The sequence below is a fragment of the Treponema sp. C6A8 genome, from assembly GCF_000619925.1.
GTDB lineage: Bacteria > Spirochaetota > Spirochaetia > Treponematales > Treponemataceae > Treponema_D.
Window position 1 is genome coordinate 91110 of sequence record NZ_JHVB01000010.1, and the last position, 14187, is coordinate 105296.

The 14187-nt window shown below is 38.9% G+C and carries 17 protein-coding genes; 9 read left to right on the forward strand and 8 right to left on the reverse strand.

Features of this window, described 5'->3' with window-relative positions; genetic code table 11:
* Positions 1 to 4: 4 nt before the first annotated feature.
* From T530_RS0109575 to T530_RS0109590, 4 genes are read right to left on the reverse strand one after another with little or no spacing between them, the layout of a single operon-like run.
* A complete protein-coding gene (locus T530_RS0109575; RefSeq protein WP_027728815.1) occupies positions 5 to 922 on the reverse strand; it encodes a regulatory iron-sulfur-containing complex subunit RicT in 918 nt (305 codons plus the stop codon).
* Between the two features lie 33 nt (positions 923 to 955).
* On the reverse strand, positions 956 to 1525 hold the full coding sequence (locus T530_RS0109580) for a YaaR family protein (protein WP_027728816.1): 570 nt from the start codon (positions 1523 to 1525) through the stop codon (positions 956 to 958).
* Positions 1525 to 1935, reverse strand: a complete 411-nt coding sequence (locus T530_RS0109585) for a polymer-forming cytoskeletal protein (protein ID WP_027728817.1) — start codon at positions 1933 to 1935, stop codon at positions 1525 to 1527. Before T530_RS0109585 ends, T530_RS0109580 begins: the two co-directional genes overlap by 1 nt.
* A 6-nt stretch (positions 1936 to 1941) precedes the next feature.
* A complete protein-coding gene (locus T530_RS0109590; protein ID WP_027728818.1) occupies positions 1942 to 2946 on the reverse strand; it encodes a M23 family metallopeptidase in 1005 nt (334 codons plus the stop codon).
* Positions 2947 to 3259: 313 nt separating this feature from the next.
* Between T530_RS0109590 and T530_RS0109595 the strand changes: the two genes are divergently transcribed.
* The 8 genes from T530_RS0109595 to T530_RS0109630 all read left to right on the forward strand — a co-directional run bounded on the left by T530_RS0109595 (position 3260) and on the right by T530_RS0109630 (position 11421).
* Positions 3260 to 4039: a TatD family hydrolase gene (locus T530_RS0109595; RefSeq protein ID WP_027728819.1), complete on the forward strand. Its 780-nt coding sequence runs from the start codon at positions 3260 to 3262 to the stop codon at positions 4037 to 4039.
* A 12-nt stretch (positions 4040 to 4051) separates the two neighbouring features.
* Positions 4052 to 5092, forward strand: coding sequence for a tRNA dihydrouridine synthase DusB (dusB, locus tag T530_RS0109600; protein WP_027728820.1), 1041 nt, complete (start codon positions 4052 to 4054; stop codon positions 5090 to 5092).
* Positions 5093 to 5166: 74 nt separating this feature from the next.
* The gene (locus T530_RS0109605) at positions 5167 to 6765 is read left to right on the forward strand and encodes a DUF5312 family protein (protein WP_027728821.1); all 1599 of its coding nucleotides are present in this window, start codon (positions 5167 to 5169) and stop codon (positions 6763 to 6765) included.
* Complete coding sequence (dgcA, locus tag T530_RS0109610; RefSeq protein ID WP_027728822.1) at positions 6749 to 7879, forward strand: diguanylate cyclase DgcA; 1131 nt, start codon at positions 6749 to 6751, stop codon at positions 7877 to 7879. The genes T530_RS0109605 and dgcA overlap by 17 nt, the downstream gene beginning before the upstream one ends.
* A 7-nt stretch (positions 7880 to 7886) precedes the next feature.
* The gene (locus tag T530_RS0109615; protein WP_027728823.1) at positions 7887 to 8540 is read left to right on the forward strand and encodes a rhomboid family intramembrane serine protease; all 654 of its coding nucleotides are present in this window, start codon (positions 7887 to 7889) and stop codon (positions 8538 to 8540) included.
* The gene (locus T530_RS14110; protein ID WP_051537931.1) at positions 8537 to 9232 is read left to right on the forward strand and encodes a hypothetical protein; all 696 of its coding nucleotides are present in this window, start codon (positions 8537 to 8539) and stop codon (positions 9230 to 9232) included. The genes T530_RS0109615 and T530_RS14110 overlap by 4 nt, the downstream gene beginning before the upstream one ends.
* 51 nt (positions 9233 to 9283) lie before the next feature.
* Complete coding sequence (locus T530_RS0109625; protein ID WP_027728824.1) at positions 9284 to 9769, forward strand: hypothetical protein; 486 nt, start codon at positions 9284 to 9286, stop codon at positions 9767 to 9769.
* Positions 9770 to 9864: 95 nt separating this feature from the next.
* Positions 9865 to 11421, forward strand: coding sequence for a phenylalanine--tRNA ligase subunit alpha (locus T530_RS0109630; RefSeq protein WP_027728825.1), 1557 nt, complete (start codon positions 9865 to 9867; stop codon positions 11419 to 11421).
* Positions 11422 to 11690: 269 nt separating this feature from the next.
* On the opposite strand, the gene T530_RS0109640 is transcribed toward T530_RS0109630, so the two are convergent.
* Positions 11691 to 12065, reverse strand: coding sequence for a helix-turn-helix domain-containing protein (locus T530_RS0109640; RefSeq protein ID WP_027728827.1), 375 nt, complete (start codon positions 12063 to 12065; stop codon positions 11691 to 11693).
* 344 nt (positions 12066 to 12409) lie between these two features.
* On the opposite strand from T530_RS0109640, the gene T530_RS0109645 reads away from it, so the two are divergent.
* Entirely contained in the window at positions 12410 to 12925 is a 516-nt protein-coding gene (locus tag T530_RS0109645) for a hypothetical protein (protein ID WP_027728828.1), read from the forward strand.
* Positions 12926 to 13099: 174 nt separating this feature from the next.
* Here the strand turns inward: T530_RS0109645 and T530_RS0109650 are convergent, their stop codons facing one another.
* From T530_RS0109650 to T530_RS0109660, 3 genes are all read right to left on the reverse strand, one after another.
* Positions 13100 to 13399, reverse strand: coding sequence for an addiction module antidote protein (locus T530_RS0109650; RefSeq protein WP_027728829.1), 300 nt, complete (start codon positions 13397 to 13399; stop codon positions 13100 to 13102).
* Position 13400: 1 nt separating this feature from the next.
* A complete protein-coding gene (locus T530_RS0109655) occupies positions 13401 to 13691 on the reverse strand; it encodes a type II toxin-antitoxin system RelE/ParE family toxin (protein ID WP_027728830.1) in 291 nt (96 codons plus the stop codon).
* A 205-nt stretch (positions 13692 to 13896) separates the two neighbouring features.
* Positions 13897 to 14187 (reverse strand): IS3 family transposase (locus tag T530_RS0109660; protein WP_156011614.1); only part of this gene is annotated, 291 nt, incomplete at its 5' end.

Below are 14187 nucleotides of genomic sequence, written 5' to 3' on the forward strand. Positions count from 1 at the left end.
TTATTTAGTTGATTTTCCAGCGATTATTTTCTTTATAAAAGCGCTTAGCATTTACTTCAAGCATGCGGCCGTCTTCGCCAATCATTTTTACCATTGAAGTAAGAGGATTTACTTCTGTAATCTTGAAGTCAGTGCCGTCGTAAAAAAGACGAACGCCTTCATTTGGCAGCTTGCGGCGAGCTTCGTTGTACCAGTCGTATTCGTATGAAAGACAGCATAAAAGTCTTCCGCACTGACCAGAAATCTTCATTGAATTAAGCGAAAGATTCTGGTCCTTTGCCATTTTGATTGAAACAGGGCGAAGTTTATCAGAAACTCCGTGGCAGCAGAACGGGCGTCCGCAAATTCCAAGTCCGCCGGTAATGCGTGATTCATCACGTACACCAATCTGGCGAAGTTCAATTCTCATTTTGAAGATTGAAACAAGGTCTTTAACAAGTTCACGGAAGTCTACTCGGTTATCAGAGCTGAAGAAGAAGAGGGCCTTAGATTCTTCTGTCAAAAAGTGAACTTCTACAAGCTTCATTTCAAGCTTATGTGCGGCAACTTTTTCCTTGAAAATAGGGAAGGCATCTTTTTCCTTCTGCTTGAGTTCAGCGCGTTTTTCCAAATCTTTTTCGCTTGCCTTGCGTTCAACAGTTACAATGTCAGACTGTTTGATTCCGATCGGCTTTTTTGCAATACCGAGAACACGGGCCATATCTTTTCCATAGCGGGTCGGAATAATTGCAAAATCACCTGCCTTAAGATTGATTTTTTCAGGAACTTTTGCGTAAAGGGTTTCGCAGGAGTAATCCAGCTTAAGGTTATAAAGGGGAGTATCTATTGTTAATTCGGAAGTATCAGAAATCCCCTCATCGTCTTCAAGTTCAGAAAGGTTTTCTGTCTGATCGTCTATATCACTTTCAAAAATATCACTCATTTTTTACCAACTTAATTTGTAAAATTATAGCATTTAGGAGCGGAGCAAGTCGACAACTAAACCCTTGATTTCGTTGACTTGGGCAAGAATTTTCAGGTTATTCATCTGGGTGCTCAGCATATCTCGTGTCAGGTTATCAAGTTTTTCATTGATAACATTTATTTGAACTTTCGGATCTTTTGGATGGGCCGGCATCGAATAGTTTGAAAAAAAGTTTGTCGGTGAAACAATCTGCATTCGGCGGGGCCTGCGGGCGTTCACTTCAAAATTATTATCTACTATATACTTAATGAATTGCCCTACGGCTTCCTTGAAGTTATCAAGATTTTCTTTTGTAAGTTCTTCTGAAAGGGCATTACCGGCATTGTCTACGCGGTCACGTAAAAAGATAACCGCTTCATCAATGCTCATTGTCTGAATTTCAGCTGGCAGTCCGTTTGGTGCTGTCGTTTCTTCAGCCTTTGAGCCCTTTATTAAATCTGCAAACTTAGAACCCTTTGTTTTTTCTGATTTTTCTGCCTTTTGATTTTTTAGCGCCTGATTCTGGGAGTTTTGAACTCCTGCATAGTAAAAATTCGTTCCTAAAGAATCAATTTCTGCCATTAAAGCGCTGCCTTTTGCTTGATAGCCTTAGACTGAAGGAATTCTGAAGAAAGGCGGTTGTATTCTTCATCATCTTTTACTGCAATACAGTTTCCATGGAAGAGGGCGTTGTCATCAATCTGAACTTTGTGGGTAACAATGTCTCCTACAACTGCTGCCTTTGAAAGAAGCTTTACGCTTTCATTTGCAAAAACATCACCAAGAATGATTCCGCCCACAATAATTGCCTTTGCATTTACGTTTCCGCGAATTCTTGCGTTTTCACCGATAATGATGTTTCCGTCTGTATCAAGGTTTCCGTCTATGTCACCGTCAACACGGACAAAACCGTTGACCTTTATGTTTCCCTGAATTGCCGAACCGCCACCAATGATTGTGTTGATTGAAATGTCGTCAATTTTGAATGCCATAAAAGCCTACTTCTGAAGATTGATGTTGATATATTTTGCAGGGTCTACTACATCAGAACCGATGTGAACTTCATAGTGAAGGTGAGGACCAGTAGAAATACCTGTGTTACCGATATTTCCGATAATCTGTCCCTGGTCAACAAGCTGACCGCGCTTTACTCTGAAGGAACTCAAGTGAGCGTAACGTGTATAAATACCGTGGTTATGTTTGATGATTACAAAGTTACCAAAGCTGTTGTCAAAACCTACTGTTACAACCTGACCGCTGGCAGTTGCCATTACAGGGTCACCTGAACGCCATGTTGAGAAGTCCATACCCTTGTGGATGTACCAGTTTCCGTTGAGCGGGTGAACGTTAGGACCAAAAGGCATTGAAACGTGAACGTTAGGATTTTTTACAGGATTGATACTTGGAATTTCTGTAAACAGGTTCTGCTGAGTCTTAAGCATCTTACCAACCTGCTCGATTGGTTCAATTGAGTTTTCAAGGTAAGAAGTAAGCTCGCGGATATCAGCAAGTTCTCGAGTTGTTCCTTTTGCAATTTCTGTTGAATTAAACATTGATGAAAGGTCGCTTGAAGAAATTGTAGAATTGTTTGTGTTTTCGCCCTGAGAGATTCCCAAAAGTGAAAGGCTCTGTGAAAGAGATGTCTGGAATCTTTTTGCGGCCTGGAAGAGGTTAGCATTTTCATCACGGAGTTCATCAAGGCTGGCAAGGGTAGCGCGGTTCTGTTCTGTAAGGCTGTTAATCTGCATGTTTGCAGAAATTGAATGATGATTGAAGTAGAAGAAGGAAACCAGGATTCCAATAAAAAGCAAAAGCCCAAATAAAAGCGCAAATACGTTAGTCTGAAAATTCAGCACTTTGCTCTGAGAGTGAGGAACAATCATTATTGTTAATTTGCTGTCAAAAATACGAAAAAGTTTAACAAAGGCAGAACCGATCGAACGGAAGGCAGAAGAAAAATTCTGCGCAAGGTTTGAGACAGCCCGCTTTTCCATCTTTTTCATGGCTTTTTGTGTTTTAGGCAATATTAGACCTCATTATCTTCAATAATAAATCATAAAATTATAGCATTCTGCATTTATAAATTCTACTGTTTAATTATTGCGCCGGTTGAAAAGGCTTCCTGACAGTTTCCGAGGTGCTCGAACCGGCTGTCACCTGCTGCTAAAGCATCAGGTGCATTTTTGCTATTATTATCGTCAGATATTACGTTGACGAGTAGAAAAACCTGTGTTATCTTTATTATAAATAATTAAAAAAGAAGCGTTAAAAAAACTTTTTCGCTCTTCTCATCACAATTTTTCTAGGAAGAAAGCCATGAATTTTTTTGATACTCACGCTCACATCGGGCTTATATACGATGATCCTATTGAACAATTACGCGTTATTCAGCAGGCAAAGCAGGCTGGAGTTACACGTATCATAAGCATTAATAACTCTCTTATGGATTTTCAGAAGGTTTATGCTACCCTCAAATCTGTAAGCGGAATTTATCACGCGGTAGGTGTTGCTCCGTCTGAAGTAACAAATCCGGGCCCGGACTGGATTAACACAATCGAAAAGTCTCTTTCTCTGCCAAATGTAGTTGCAGTTGGTGAAACAGGTCTGGACTACTACAAGCAGTTTGGTGACAAGAGAAGCCAGATTGAGCTTTTTATCACTCAGCTTGAAATTGCTCAGAAATACAACAAGCCTGTAATTATTCATAACCGTGATGCGGGAAAAGATATTTATGATGTTTTGACAGAACGTTTGCCTGATGCCGGTGCCATTTTCCACTGCTATTCTGAAGATGCCGCTTATGCAAAAAAATGTCTTGATATGAACGTCTGGTTCAGTTTTGCAGGTAACCTTACTTACCGCAATGCACGCAACCTTCACGAGACAGTTTTGAACATCCCGGTTGACCGCATTTTGATTGAAACTGAAAGTCCGTTTATGATTCCGGCTGAATTCCGTGAGAAAAAGCGCACAAAGCCAACCATGCTGCCTTCTACAGCCCGCTTCCTTGCCGAAATGCTGGATATGGATCTGGAAGAACTCAGCGTTCAGCTCTGGAAGAACAGCTGCAAGGCTTTCAATTTACCTGAAATGTAACGGGAGACACAGGTGGAACTGTATCATCCTGTAAGAATAAAAAACATTGAACTCAAAGGAAATCTCTTTTTAGCGCCTGTTGCCGGTTACAGCGACATGGCCTTTCGTTCTGTCTGCATAGAAAACGGGGCCTGCTTTACCTATACCGAAATGGTCAGCGCAGAAGCTCTTGTGCGAAAGAATCTGAAAACAGAGATTTTGATGCGCCGCGCTTACAATGAAGACGTTTATTCCGTGCAGATTTTCGGGCCGGAGCCTGACATTATGAATGCGGCGGCTCATATCGTTCTTGAAAAGACAAACTGCGAATGTATCGACATTAACTGCGGCTGTCCGGTGCCTAAAATCGTAAAGACAGGAGCCGGTTCCGCTTTAACACGCGACCCTGACAGGCTCTATAAAGTTGCAAAGGCGGTAGTAGACGCTGCCGGCGACCGTGCCGTCACCGTAAAAATCCGCTCGGGCTGGGAAAAGTTCCAGATTACCTGGAAGGAAGCGGCTCAGGCGGCCCTGGAAGCAGGAGCCAGCGCAATTACAATTCACCCCAGAACCCGCGCTCAGGGCTACGAAGGGCATTCTGACTGGAGCATAATGAAGGCTCTGGTAGAATTTGTCGGCGAGTGGAACAAATCTCACGGAACATCAATTCCAGTTTTTGGCTCGGGCGACCTTTTTAAGCCGGAAGATGCTAAAAAAATGCTGGAAGAAACCGGTGCAGATGCTGTTATGTTTGCCCGCGGCGCAATGGGAAATCCTTTTATTTTTAAAGACGCAACCTCACTTTTGCAGACCGGAAGCTATCAGCCTGTTCCTCCTGATGTCCGCATAAAAACAGGCTTTGCCGAGCTTGAACGCCTTGTTAAAGACACGGAAGAAAAGCACGCCTGCATGGAAATGCGAAAGCGTTTTGCTGCATATTCTAAAGGAATTCACAACGGCGCAGCCCTTCGCCTTCAGATTGTTCACGCAAGCACTGTCGAAGATTATAAGAAGATTTTTGAGCCTGTTTTACAGGCATTTGAAGAAGAAAATTCGCAAAATGGCCAATTATAAAGTAGAATAAAAGCAAAATCTTTAGTATTTTTGTACTATAAGGATATTTTGAGTTTATTGGGGAAATTTAGGGAATGAGTTTAATTGGAACATTTATTGATATATTTGATTCAATTTTCAGACGTTCTTCACCGGAAGTTCAGCGAAAGCAGCTTTTAAAAAAGATGGACGTTGAAATTCAGGGCTTTTCCCCCATGATTTGTAAGTCCGGTTATTTGCAGCCGAATTTTGGAGAGGCAATTTTTACACTTTATAAAAACTGCGGTATTCTTGACCGCCTTTTTATTGAGACTGTAAGCACAAATGATTTGCCCCGCCGCCACCGTTTTGAGGCTCAGCTTGTAATCACCGGCTATAATGCAGAAGATCAGGAAATTGTTTCGGAACTTCAGTTTCAGAACCGAAAAGATGATATTCTTGCAGAGTTTAATAATTCTGAACGAATTTACATCCATCAGCGCCACCTTCTTGATAAAATCCTTAAAGATCTTAATTCCGAACAGTTCAAAAAAATTGACCGCGATATTTTAATGCTGCGTCAGCTTGTAGATTTCTGTCATTATAATTATGTGCCTTTCATGCAGCTTTTTGACAGCAATTTTGTTCCTGCTGACAGCACTTATACACCGGCATACAGCGAAGTTGATGTAGGAAAGGCAATCAATCTTCTGGAAGACCTTTATTATCAGCTTTACGGACTTAACATTTCAAATTCAACGGGAGCTGCCGTTCTTGCCCTTTACCGTTTGAGAAGGTGTGCCGACCTGGAACCTTCTGAAAAAAACAGCATTCTTGGAAATCTGAAAAAAATAAATTACATAATCAAGCAGGTTCTTCAGCCTGAAAAGCTTAAGGCAATTATCCGTTATTTCAGGGCCGACCCGAATTACGAGCCTGCCGTTGCCCAGTATACAGGTTCTCCTCGTCAGGAATTTGCCACAATGCTTCAGTCAAAATTTGATTCAGACGAACAGCGCATTAAATCTGAAATTCAGGATGAAAAGCTTACTCAGGAAATTCAGACTCTCTTCCCTGAAAATGGACTTGAAAAAGTTCAGGGCTACAATCAGGATTACAGCGAAAAACTTCAGGCAGAAACTCCTTTGTCTTTCCAGTGGATTTTGCCTATCAGGGTTCTTAAGACTTTTGAAAAGCAGTACATCTCTGATGGTGTTAAAGCCCTGCTTGATGACATTGTAATTGAAGGATTTTTCAATAATTCTACCTATAAAACATCATTTTCTCAGATTGTTTATGCGGCAATTAATGCTGACCAGGATTTCTATGCCTTTGAAAATTCCTTCTCAATGAACGAAAAAAACAGTATTGCCGTTATGGAAGGCTACATAAAAGACAGCAGAAAAGATAAATCCTTCTATACTCGCCTTGAAAAAATGGTTGTTACCGTAAATAACGAAGCCCACAATCTTCTTCAGACACATGTAACAAATCTCTGGGCTCTTCATAAAGAGCTGGGCGAGCTGCTTGCGGATGCTAAAAAGCCTTCAAGCGAAATCATTCAGAATTTAAAAGTATTGCTTCTGTCTTCGCGTAACAAAGACCGAACTAATTTGTTAGATTATCAGTTCCCTAACTGGAAAATATTTTTTGAGATAATGAAAAACTATGTTATTATTAATACAAGTGATGTAAAAAATGAGCAGAAGAAGTAAGGTAAACGAAGTCGTTTCCAAAGCAAAAAAAGAAATTTCCTCATTAGAAAAGAAAACTGACGCTCTTGATTTGTCACTTCAATATGAAAAGAAAATTTACGACCTTGAGCAGATGCTCGATATTGCTAAATCTTTCTGCCAGAACCTTGATTTTGATAACCTTCTTGAATCCATCGTTTATATCTGTATGGCTCAGATGCATGTTCTGGGCGCCGAAATTTTTGTAAGAGATTTAATCACTAATGAAAACTACGTGCTTGAAACTGCCAAAGACCTTTTTGATGACAGCGACAAGCCTTCTATTCCTGTTTCATCACCAATCACAAAGAAGCTTCTGGATGTTCAGATGCCTATTACCTTTGAAGAGCTGAAACTTTTGATTGATGATCAGAAAACTCTGGAAACTTTAAAGGCTCTTTCGCCAACTCTTATTGTTCCGCTCATTCAGAAAACTCACCTTAACGGTCTTCTGATTTTGCAGGAAAGAATTGCGATTGAAGACGATGTTTCCTACACCGAGTATGAGCAGAGCCAGATTATGTCGATTGCTTCCCTTGCGTCGGTGGCAATTAATAATGCGGCCCTTATCGAACAGTCATCAACTGATATGATGACTCACCTGAAACTGAAATTCTACTTCTTTAATATCCTTTCGGAAGCAATTGACCAGGCTTTTTTGCAGAATGAAAATATCGGCGTTTTGATGTTTGATATCGACTTCTTTAAGAATTTTAATGATACGCACGGACACGAATGCGGTGATTACGTTCTTGTGGAAGTTGCAAATATTATCCGTAAGAGCCTTCGCGAAAGTGATACTGCAAGCCGATACGGTGGAGAAGAGTTTACGGTTCTTCTTCCAAATACAAAGACAGAAGAAGCAATTCTTGTTGCAGAAAGAATTCGCGCCGCAATCGATACTCACGATTTTATCTATAATAATATGCATCTTCACGTAACGATTTCCTGCGGTGTTTCTGTTTTTGATGCAACTGATAATCTTGTTAATTCACCTAATGAATTTGTTAATCAGGCTGACCAGGCCCTTTATATTTCTAAAAGTAAAGGCCGAAACCGCGTAACTCTTTACAGAAAGCCTGATAATTCACGATAATAGGCAAATGGGAAAAATCTTTTTTAGACATCCGTTCAGATACGAATATAAACATCGCGTAATCTTAATAATTCTTTTAAATTTTGCAGTTTACGGAATTGCACAGCTTTACAGAGAACTTGCTCAATACATTTACTACTATGGCCCGATGAATCCGGTGGCAGTCAAAAAATATCACATGTACTGGCAGTTTTTGACTTATATGTTCGTTCATGATTATTCGGGCATTCGTCATATTCTTTTTAATATGCTTGGTCTTCTGGTATTTGGCCTGCAGCTGGAGAAAGCAATCGGTTCTAAGGAATTTGTGCTTTTTTACCTTTTCTGCGGTATTGCCAGCGGAGCTCTTTCTTATCTGGTTTATTTGTACACAGGGCAGTATAGCGTTCGTTTGATGGGTGCCAGCGGAGCTGTTTATGCGGTTTTGTTTGCCTATGCGGTTTTCTTTCCCCGCTCTGTAATTTTTATCTGGGGAATTATTCCTGTTCCTGCCCCGGTTCTGGTTTTAATTTACGCGGCAATTGAATTTTTCAGTCAGTTTAATCCGGCTTCGGGCGTGGCTCATATGACTCATCTTTTTGGTTTCCTTGCAGCCTGGATTTACTTTGTTGTGAGAATGGGAATTCATCCTCTTAAAATCTGGCGGGACACTTACAGATGAAATTAAAAATGCGCTTTGTAAAAAAAATGCTCATTTTTGCGGCTCTTGCCCTTAATTTTTCACTTATTCTGGCTCAGAGTCCTGTTAATCTCAGAACGATAAGGTTTGCTGTATGGGCGGAACTTGATGCCTATCCCGGGCTTTATGAAAAAAGTGATGATATGCTTTCTTATACTCGAACCCGAATTAAAGACTTGAGCGAGTTTTTAATGGAAGGAATGGTTTACGGCTGGAAGTTTGTTTACACTCCTTCGGATAAAGTTCGCAGAGTAGAGGAGTATCTGGAAGTTATTCCTGAGCTTGCATTTACTGAACAGGATAAAGCAAAAATTCGATATTCGGATCAGTTTTTTGAAGAAAATAAGGTTACTGTCTGGTGCGAGTACGAACGCACTGATTATCAGATTCAGAATTATAAGCTCTGGAGCGGAATTCAAAATTCTGTGATTAAGGGACGTGGACTTGGAAAGATTTCTGACGGTTTTGAGGGAATTGAAAATGCAGCAAAAAATGCCTTAAAAGAAGCTGTTCGTGCCCGCTACCGTGCGGAAATCAAAAATAAACCCAAGGAAATTTCCGGTTCGGTCTTAATCAGAAATCCTCCTCTTGTTGGAATTACAGAAGGGCAATATGCGATATTTCTTGATTTTTTCCTAGAACGCGATAGAATAATTAAGTATACAACGTACTAAAATACGTAGTTAGCATTTAACAACAATTCAACTATTATTGAGGAGTTTTGCATGAAAAAATTATTATTAGTTCTTACAACGTTGTTTTTGGTAGCTGGTTCTGTTTTTGCTGATCAGGAAACAGATGAAATCTTTGAAAATATGTCTGCTGAAGAACGCTATGAAGAGCAGAAAACAAAAACAATAAAGATTGTTCCTGAAAATCAGCATACTGTAGATAAGAATGCAAAAGTTGAACTTGAATTCAATCCTATGTACGATGAAGTTCGAGTAACCTATACAACAAGTTTTGCATCATATGATCAGGGTGAAGCAATGAATACTGTTCTTGCAGTTCTCCAGGATTTCCAGAAGGAGCATGGATATACAAAATATAAATATCTCCAGACTCCAAAGGAAAGCTCTTATATTGATAAGGAAGCTAAACCTAAGAAGAAGTACACTGTTTATTTCTGCTACGTTCAGATGGTAGAAAAAAGCAATATGAAAACTGTAAAAGGTGCAACTAAAGAGACTTCTGAAGCAGAAGCACAATAAACTCCATCTACCTATTCAGTTTTTATGTGAAATATTGTAGAATAAAACCGATAGTCAAAAGGCTGTCGGTTTTATTTTTTAACAGGATCTAAAAAATGGATATCAAAAACATCATCAAAAATCTTCATCCGCTTGAAATTAAAGTTTTGCTCAAATACACAGCAAAGGATGAACTTACTTCAGAAAAACTCCAGAAGGAATTGGATTATAAAGAAGGTCACGCTAACCAGGCATTCAGCTGGCTGGGTGGAAAAGAGCTTCTTAAGGAAATCCGCAGAACTCCTCACACATATTATGAAATCACAGACTTGGGTAAGGCTCTTGCAAAAACAGGAACTGTTGAAGAGCGCATGGTAAATTACCTTCGCGACAACGGCGCTCACGCTTTGCCGGAAATCGCCGCTGCCCTTGCAATTGAAAATAAAGACATTGGTTCTGCTTTCGGTCCCCTTTCTAAGGAAGGCGTTCTTAAGATGAATGCAGAAAAGAAGGCTGAATATACAGGTGCTGAACTTCCTGCACGTGTTACAAAGGCTTCTGAAATTATTAAGAAGGGTGCTGCCGCTACTGACGGAATCTTGAATAAGGATGATTTAAGCGCTGACGAAGTTGAAGTAATTTCTACTTTGGCTAAAAAACGTGGTGCCGGAGATTCTCCTTTCAAGATGATAGAACGCGAAACTGTAACTTACAAACTTACAGAAGCCTTTGCAAAGGTTACTGAAGAACTTAAAAAGGCCGGAATTACTGGTAACGAAATTGGTGAAATCACACCAAAAATGCTTGCAACTGGCGACTGGAAAAACGGTACCTTCCGCGGTTACAACATTGCTGTTCCTCCTGCTCGTATTATTCCTGGCCGCACAAACCCTTATGTTCAGTTCCTTGAATCTGTAAAAGACAAGCTTTGTTCTCTTGGTTTTGAAGAGTTTGACGGTCCGCTTGTAGAAACTGAATTCTGGAACGGCGATGCTCTCTTCATGCCTCAGTTCCACGCTGCCCGCGATATTCACGATGTTTACCGCATCAAAAATCCTACTCACGCAAAATTTATTGAAGAACCATATTTGAGCAACGTTAAGGCTGCCCATGAAACTGGCGGAAATACAGGAAGCCGCGGATGGAACTACTCTTTTGATAACGAGTTCACACGCCGCCTTATCCTCCGCTCTCAGGGAACTGTTTTGTCAGCTCATCAGCTTCACAAGGCAACAATTCCTGGAAAATACTTCGGTATTGCCCGCTGTTTCCGCTACGACAAAGTTGATGCAACTCACCTTTCAGACTTCTACCAGACAGAAGGTATTATCGTAGGAAAGGATGCAAACCTCCGCAACCTTCTTGGTATGCTTAAGATGTTTGCTACAGAAATTGCCGGTGCAACAGAAGTTAAATACGTTCCTGGTTACTTCCCGTTCACAGAGCCTTCTATTGAAGTTCACATCAAACACCCTGTTCTGGGCTGGTTCGAACTTGGTGGTTCAGGTATCTTCCGTCCGGAAGTAACCCGCGCAATGGGAATTGACGTTCCTGTTCTTGCCTGGGGTATCGGTATTGACCGTATGGCTTTGATGGCACTTGGATTGAATGACTTGAGACAGTTGTTCTGTGAGGACATCGAACAGGTACGCTTGAGAAAAGCTAAGTTCTAATAGATGAAAAAGACGCTCGGTTGAGCGTCTTTTTTATTTTAAAAGGTGTGATATAATAAGACAAGAAAGGGGGTAGGTTATGCGAAAAGAGTTTTGTGAAAAAGACGGTATTCTAATTACATACACAGAAAATGATGTCTGCTTTGAAGATTGTAAGACTGCAGAATCCATTTTACTTAAAAATGATGGAACCATAGTACATTCAAATTTTAATGACGATAGAAATTTATTTTTCCAAGAATATTTGAAGAAAATTTATTCTGAAATTTCTAATTTTCGAAATCTTGATGATTTGAAACTGCATTCTTAAATGCTCGGGCAATTTCCAGAAAGTTGTCTAATTGTGTTGAAGAAAGACTGTTTGCGATGTTTGTTAGTTCGCGTTTTTGCCAGTCGGATTTTGTGGATTGTTTTGTATTTGGGTTATTTTTATCAATTCCTAAAATAAGATATTCTGTTGTTGTGTGAAGAACTTCTGCCATTTTTACGGCAACATCAGCGGCGGGGATGGAACCGCGGTAGAGATACATGCTTAATGTACTATTACTTATCCCCACTTTTTGAGCAAATTCTTTATTTGAAATTTCTTGAAAATTCAATTCATCGATTAATCTCTTTTTGAACTCTTCTTGTAATTTACTCATAATTAAATTGTAAACAATTTGTGTAATTGAAATTTGACAGATTATGTTATTGAAGTTAATATTTATGTAATTACATAGTGTTATAAATATGTAATTGAATATGAATTAAAAGTATTTTTTTAGTTTTTATATTTTCTAGTTTTTTAATTGGCCTAGATATGGACAAAATTAATTCTTTCGAATTTGATTTTTCAGATGAACTTCATAGGTTATTATCTTGAAGATTAAAATATAGGAGGTAAAAAAAAGAAAAGGGGTTGGGTTCTCATTAATTGAGAACATATTAAAAATATTTCATATGAGAAATTAACTAAACGTATGATATTTTTTTTGAGAGGTTGATTATGACAGAAAAAATTAATGTTGAGGTTAAAACTTTATTAAATCGTATTCATGCAATTCTTGCGCTTGTGAGTTGGGTGATTATTGGTATTTGTGTTTATAACTGGATGAAGGATAGTTGGAAGTATGAAGATTATTCTTGGTTAGGGTTTTTAGTTTGCGGTGTAATAGGCGTTATTAGGTTATTTATAATTAATGATAAATATGCTTGGCAGGTTGCTACATATGAAGAGATCAAAGCTTTGGAAAGTATGGTTGAATCTAAATTAGAAAAACTTTCTTGCAATAATATATCTGATGCAGAAGTTACTTCATCTGAAAGTTTAGTAGCAGATGAGAAAAAAGAAGATTCTCTTGAAGAGCTAAAGTCAAGAATTAACTCTTTCGATGATTTGTTAGATTTGATTGATGAGCCAAAAATAAAGGAAGAAGCTGAACATATGCGAAAGTTTTATGGAAAAGAAGCTTATGAACATTTTTTAACAGTAAAGGCTAAACAATTAGGGTTAAAAATATAATTGATACGAGTTGTTGCATAATGAAATCTTTAATCACTTCCCTCTAAGTCTGAGTTTATAGGGGCGACTGACTTGGAGGCATCACTGTTATGAAAAATTCGTTTTTTCATAATGAAGAACTTACCGGATAAATCTGAGGTTGATTTTTTTTAACTCTTTTTTCGATTATTGTTATTATACATTTACATTATGAGCAATTGGTGTAGGTGTTAATGTATAGCCTATTGCGCGAAGAATTTTGCAGACTGTGGAAAAAGTTGGATTTCCATCAGGTGACAAGGCTTTATATAGACCGTCTCTTGTAATGCCAGCTTCTTTAGCGGTTTTAGTCATTCCTCTTGCGCGAGCAACTGTATTTATAGCACTGAGTAAATCTTCTGGAGTTCCTTCTTTTGCATTGTAATCAAGATATCCTTTCTGAAGTTCTTCTGTATCGAGATATTCTGCCATGTCAAATTCTGTTAATTTTTCCATTCTAAAACTCCTTAGCCATTTTCTTGGCTGTTTTTATGTCAGAATCTTGTGAGGTTTTATTTCCGCCTACAAGCAGAATTATTATTTTCTTGCCATCATTTGTAAAATAGACTCGGTATCCTTGACCGACATCAATTCTTAATTCAAATACTCCTTCTCCAACAGTTTTTGAATCACCAAAGTTTCCAGTTTTCATTCGTTCAAGTCTTTGACCTATCGCGAATTTAGCAGTCTGGTCTTTCAGCTTTTTGAACCATTTTTTGTATGTTTCAGTCTGGAGAATACTGTACATGCTTTAATTGTATATTATAATATACAGTGATGCAAGTAATTTATTTTTCAGATTATTTGGTAATAAATTGTGATTGAATGATTTTAGATGTGTGAGGCACTGGAAGGGTTGCCGAAGGCAAGGATTTTTGCACGCCTTGGCGGGCAAAAAGACCGAGCGTTAGCGGGCCCTGGAAGTGAACTGAACCCAATTTTTTGGACAGTTTTTATGCTACCAGTTTTTCATTACGAACATCAACAGGTGTCCGATAATTAAGGACACCTGAATCTCTTTCATAATTAAAATAATAAATGTAATGTTCTAGTTGTTCCAGAAATATTTCAACTGAAGAAAACTTATTAAGATAAAACCATTCTGATTTCAAGGTTCCCCAGAAGTTTTCAATTACTGCATTATCAAGGCAGTTTCCTTTTCTGGACATACTTTGTACAGCGCCTTTTTTTCGCAGAAAGTTTTTGTATGAAATATGTCTATAATGCCAGCCATGATCAGAATG

What these genes read in the sequence shown, in the direction of transcription:
- T530_RS0109650 (WP_027728829.1), bottom strand. Translation starts at nt 13,399, where the DNA reads ATGGAAAAATTAACAGAATTTGACATGGCAGAATATCTCGATACAGAA.
- dgcA (WP_027728822.1), top strand. Translation starts at nt 6,749, where the DNA reads ATGAGCAGAAGAAGTAAGGTAAACGAAGTCGTTTCCAAAGCAAAAAAA.
- T530_RS0109655 (WP_027728830.1), bottom strand. Translation starts at nt 13,691, where the DNA reads ATGTACAGTATTCTCCAGACTGAAACATACAAAAAATGGTTCAAAAAG.
- T530_RS0109645 (WP_027728828.1), top strand. Translation starts at nt 12,410, where the DNA reads ATGACAGAAAAAATTAATGTTGAGGTTAAAACTTTATTAAATCGTATT.
- T530_RS0109590 (WP_027728818.1), bottom strand. Translation starts at nt 2,946, where the DNA reads ATGAAAAAGATGGAAAAGCGGGCTGTCTCAAACCTTGCGCAGAATTTT.
- T530_RS0109580 (WP_027728816.1), bottom strand. Translation starts at nt 1,525, where the DNA reads ATGGCAGAAATTGATTCTTTAGGAACGAATTTTTACTATGCAGGAGTT.
- T530_RS0109595 (WP_027728819.1), top strand. Translation starts at nt 3,260, where the DNA reads ATGAATTTTTTTGATACTCACGCTCACATCGGGCTTATATACGATGAT.
- T530_RS0109625 (WP_027728824.1), top strand. Translation starts at nt 9,284, where the DNA reads ATGAAAAAATTATTATTAGTTCTTACAACGTTGTTTTTGGTAGCTGGT.
- T530_RS0109630 (WP_027728825.1), top strand. Translation starts at nt 9,865, where the DNA reads ATGGATATCAAAAACATCATCAAAAATCTTCATCCGCTTGAAATTAAA.
- T530_RS14110 (WP_051537931.1), top strand. Translation starts at nt 8,537, where the DNA reads ATGAAATTAAAAATGCGCTTTGTAAAAAAAATGCTCATTTTTGCGGCT.
- T530_RS0109615 (WP_027728823.1), top strand. Translation starts at nt 7,887, where the DNA reads ATGGGAAAAATCTTTTTTAGACATCCGTTCAGATACGAATATAAACAT.
- T530_RS0109605 (WP_027728821.1), top strand. Translation starts at nt 5,167, where the DNA reads ATGAGTTTAATTGGAACATTTATTGATATATTTGATTCAATTTTCAGA.
- T530_RS0109585 (WP_027728817.1), bottom strand. Translation starts at nt 1,935, where the DNA reads ATGGCATTCAAAATTGACGACATTTCAATCAACACAATCATTGGTGGC.
- T530_RS0109640 (WP_027728827.1), bottom strand. Translation starts at nt 12,065, where the DNA reads ATGAGTAAATTACAAGAAGAGTTCAAAAAGAGATTAATCGATGAATTG.
- T530_RS0109575 (WP_027728815.1), bottom strand. Translation starts at nt 922, where the DNA reads ATGAGTGATATTTTTGAAAGTGATATAGACGATCAGACAGAAAACCTT.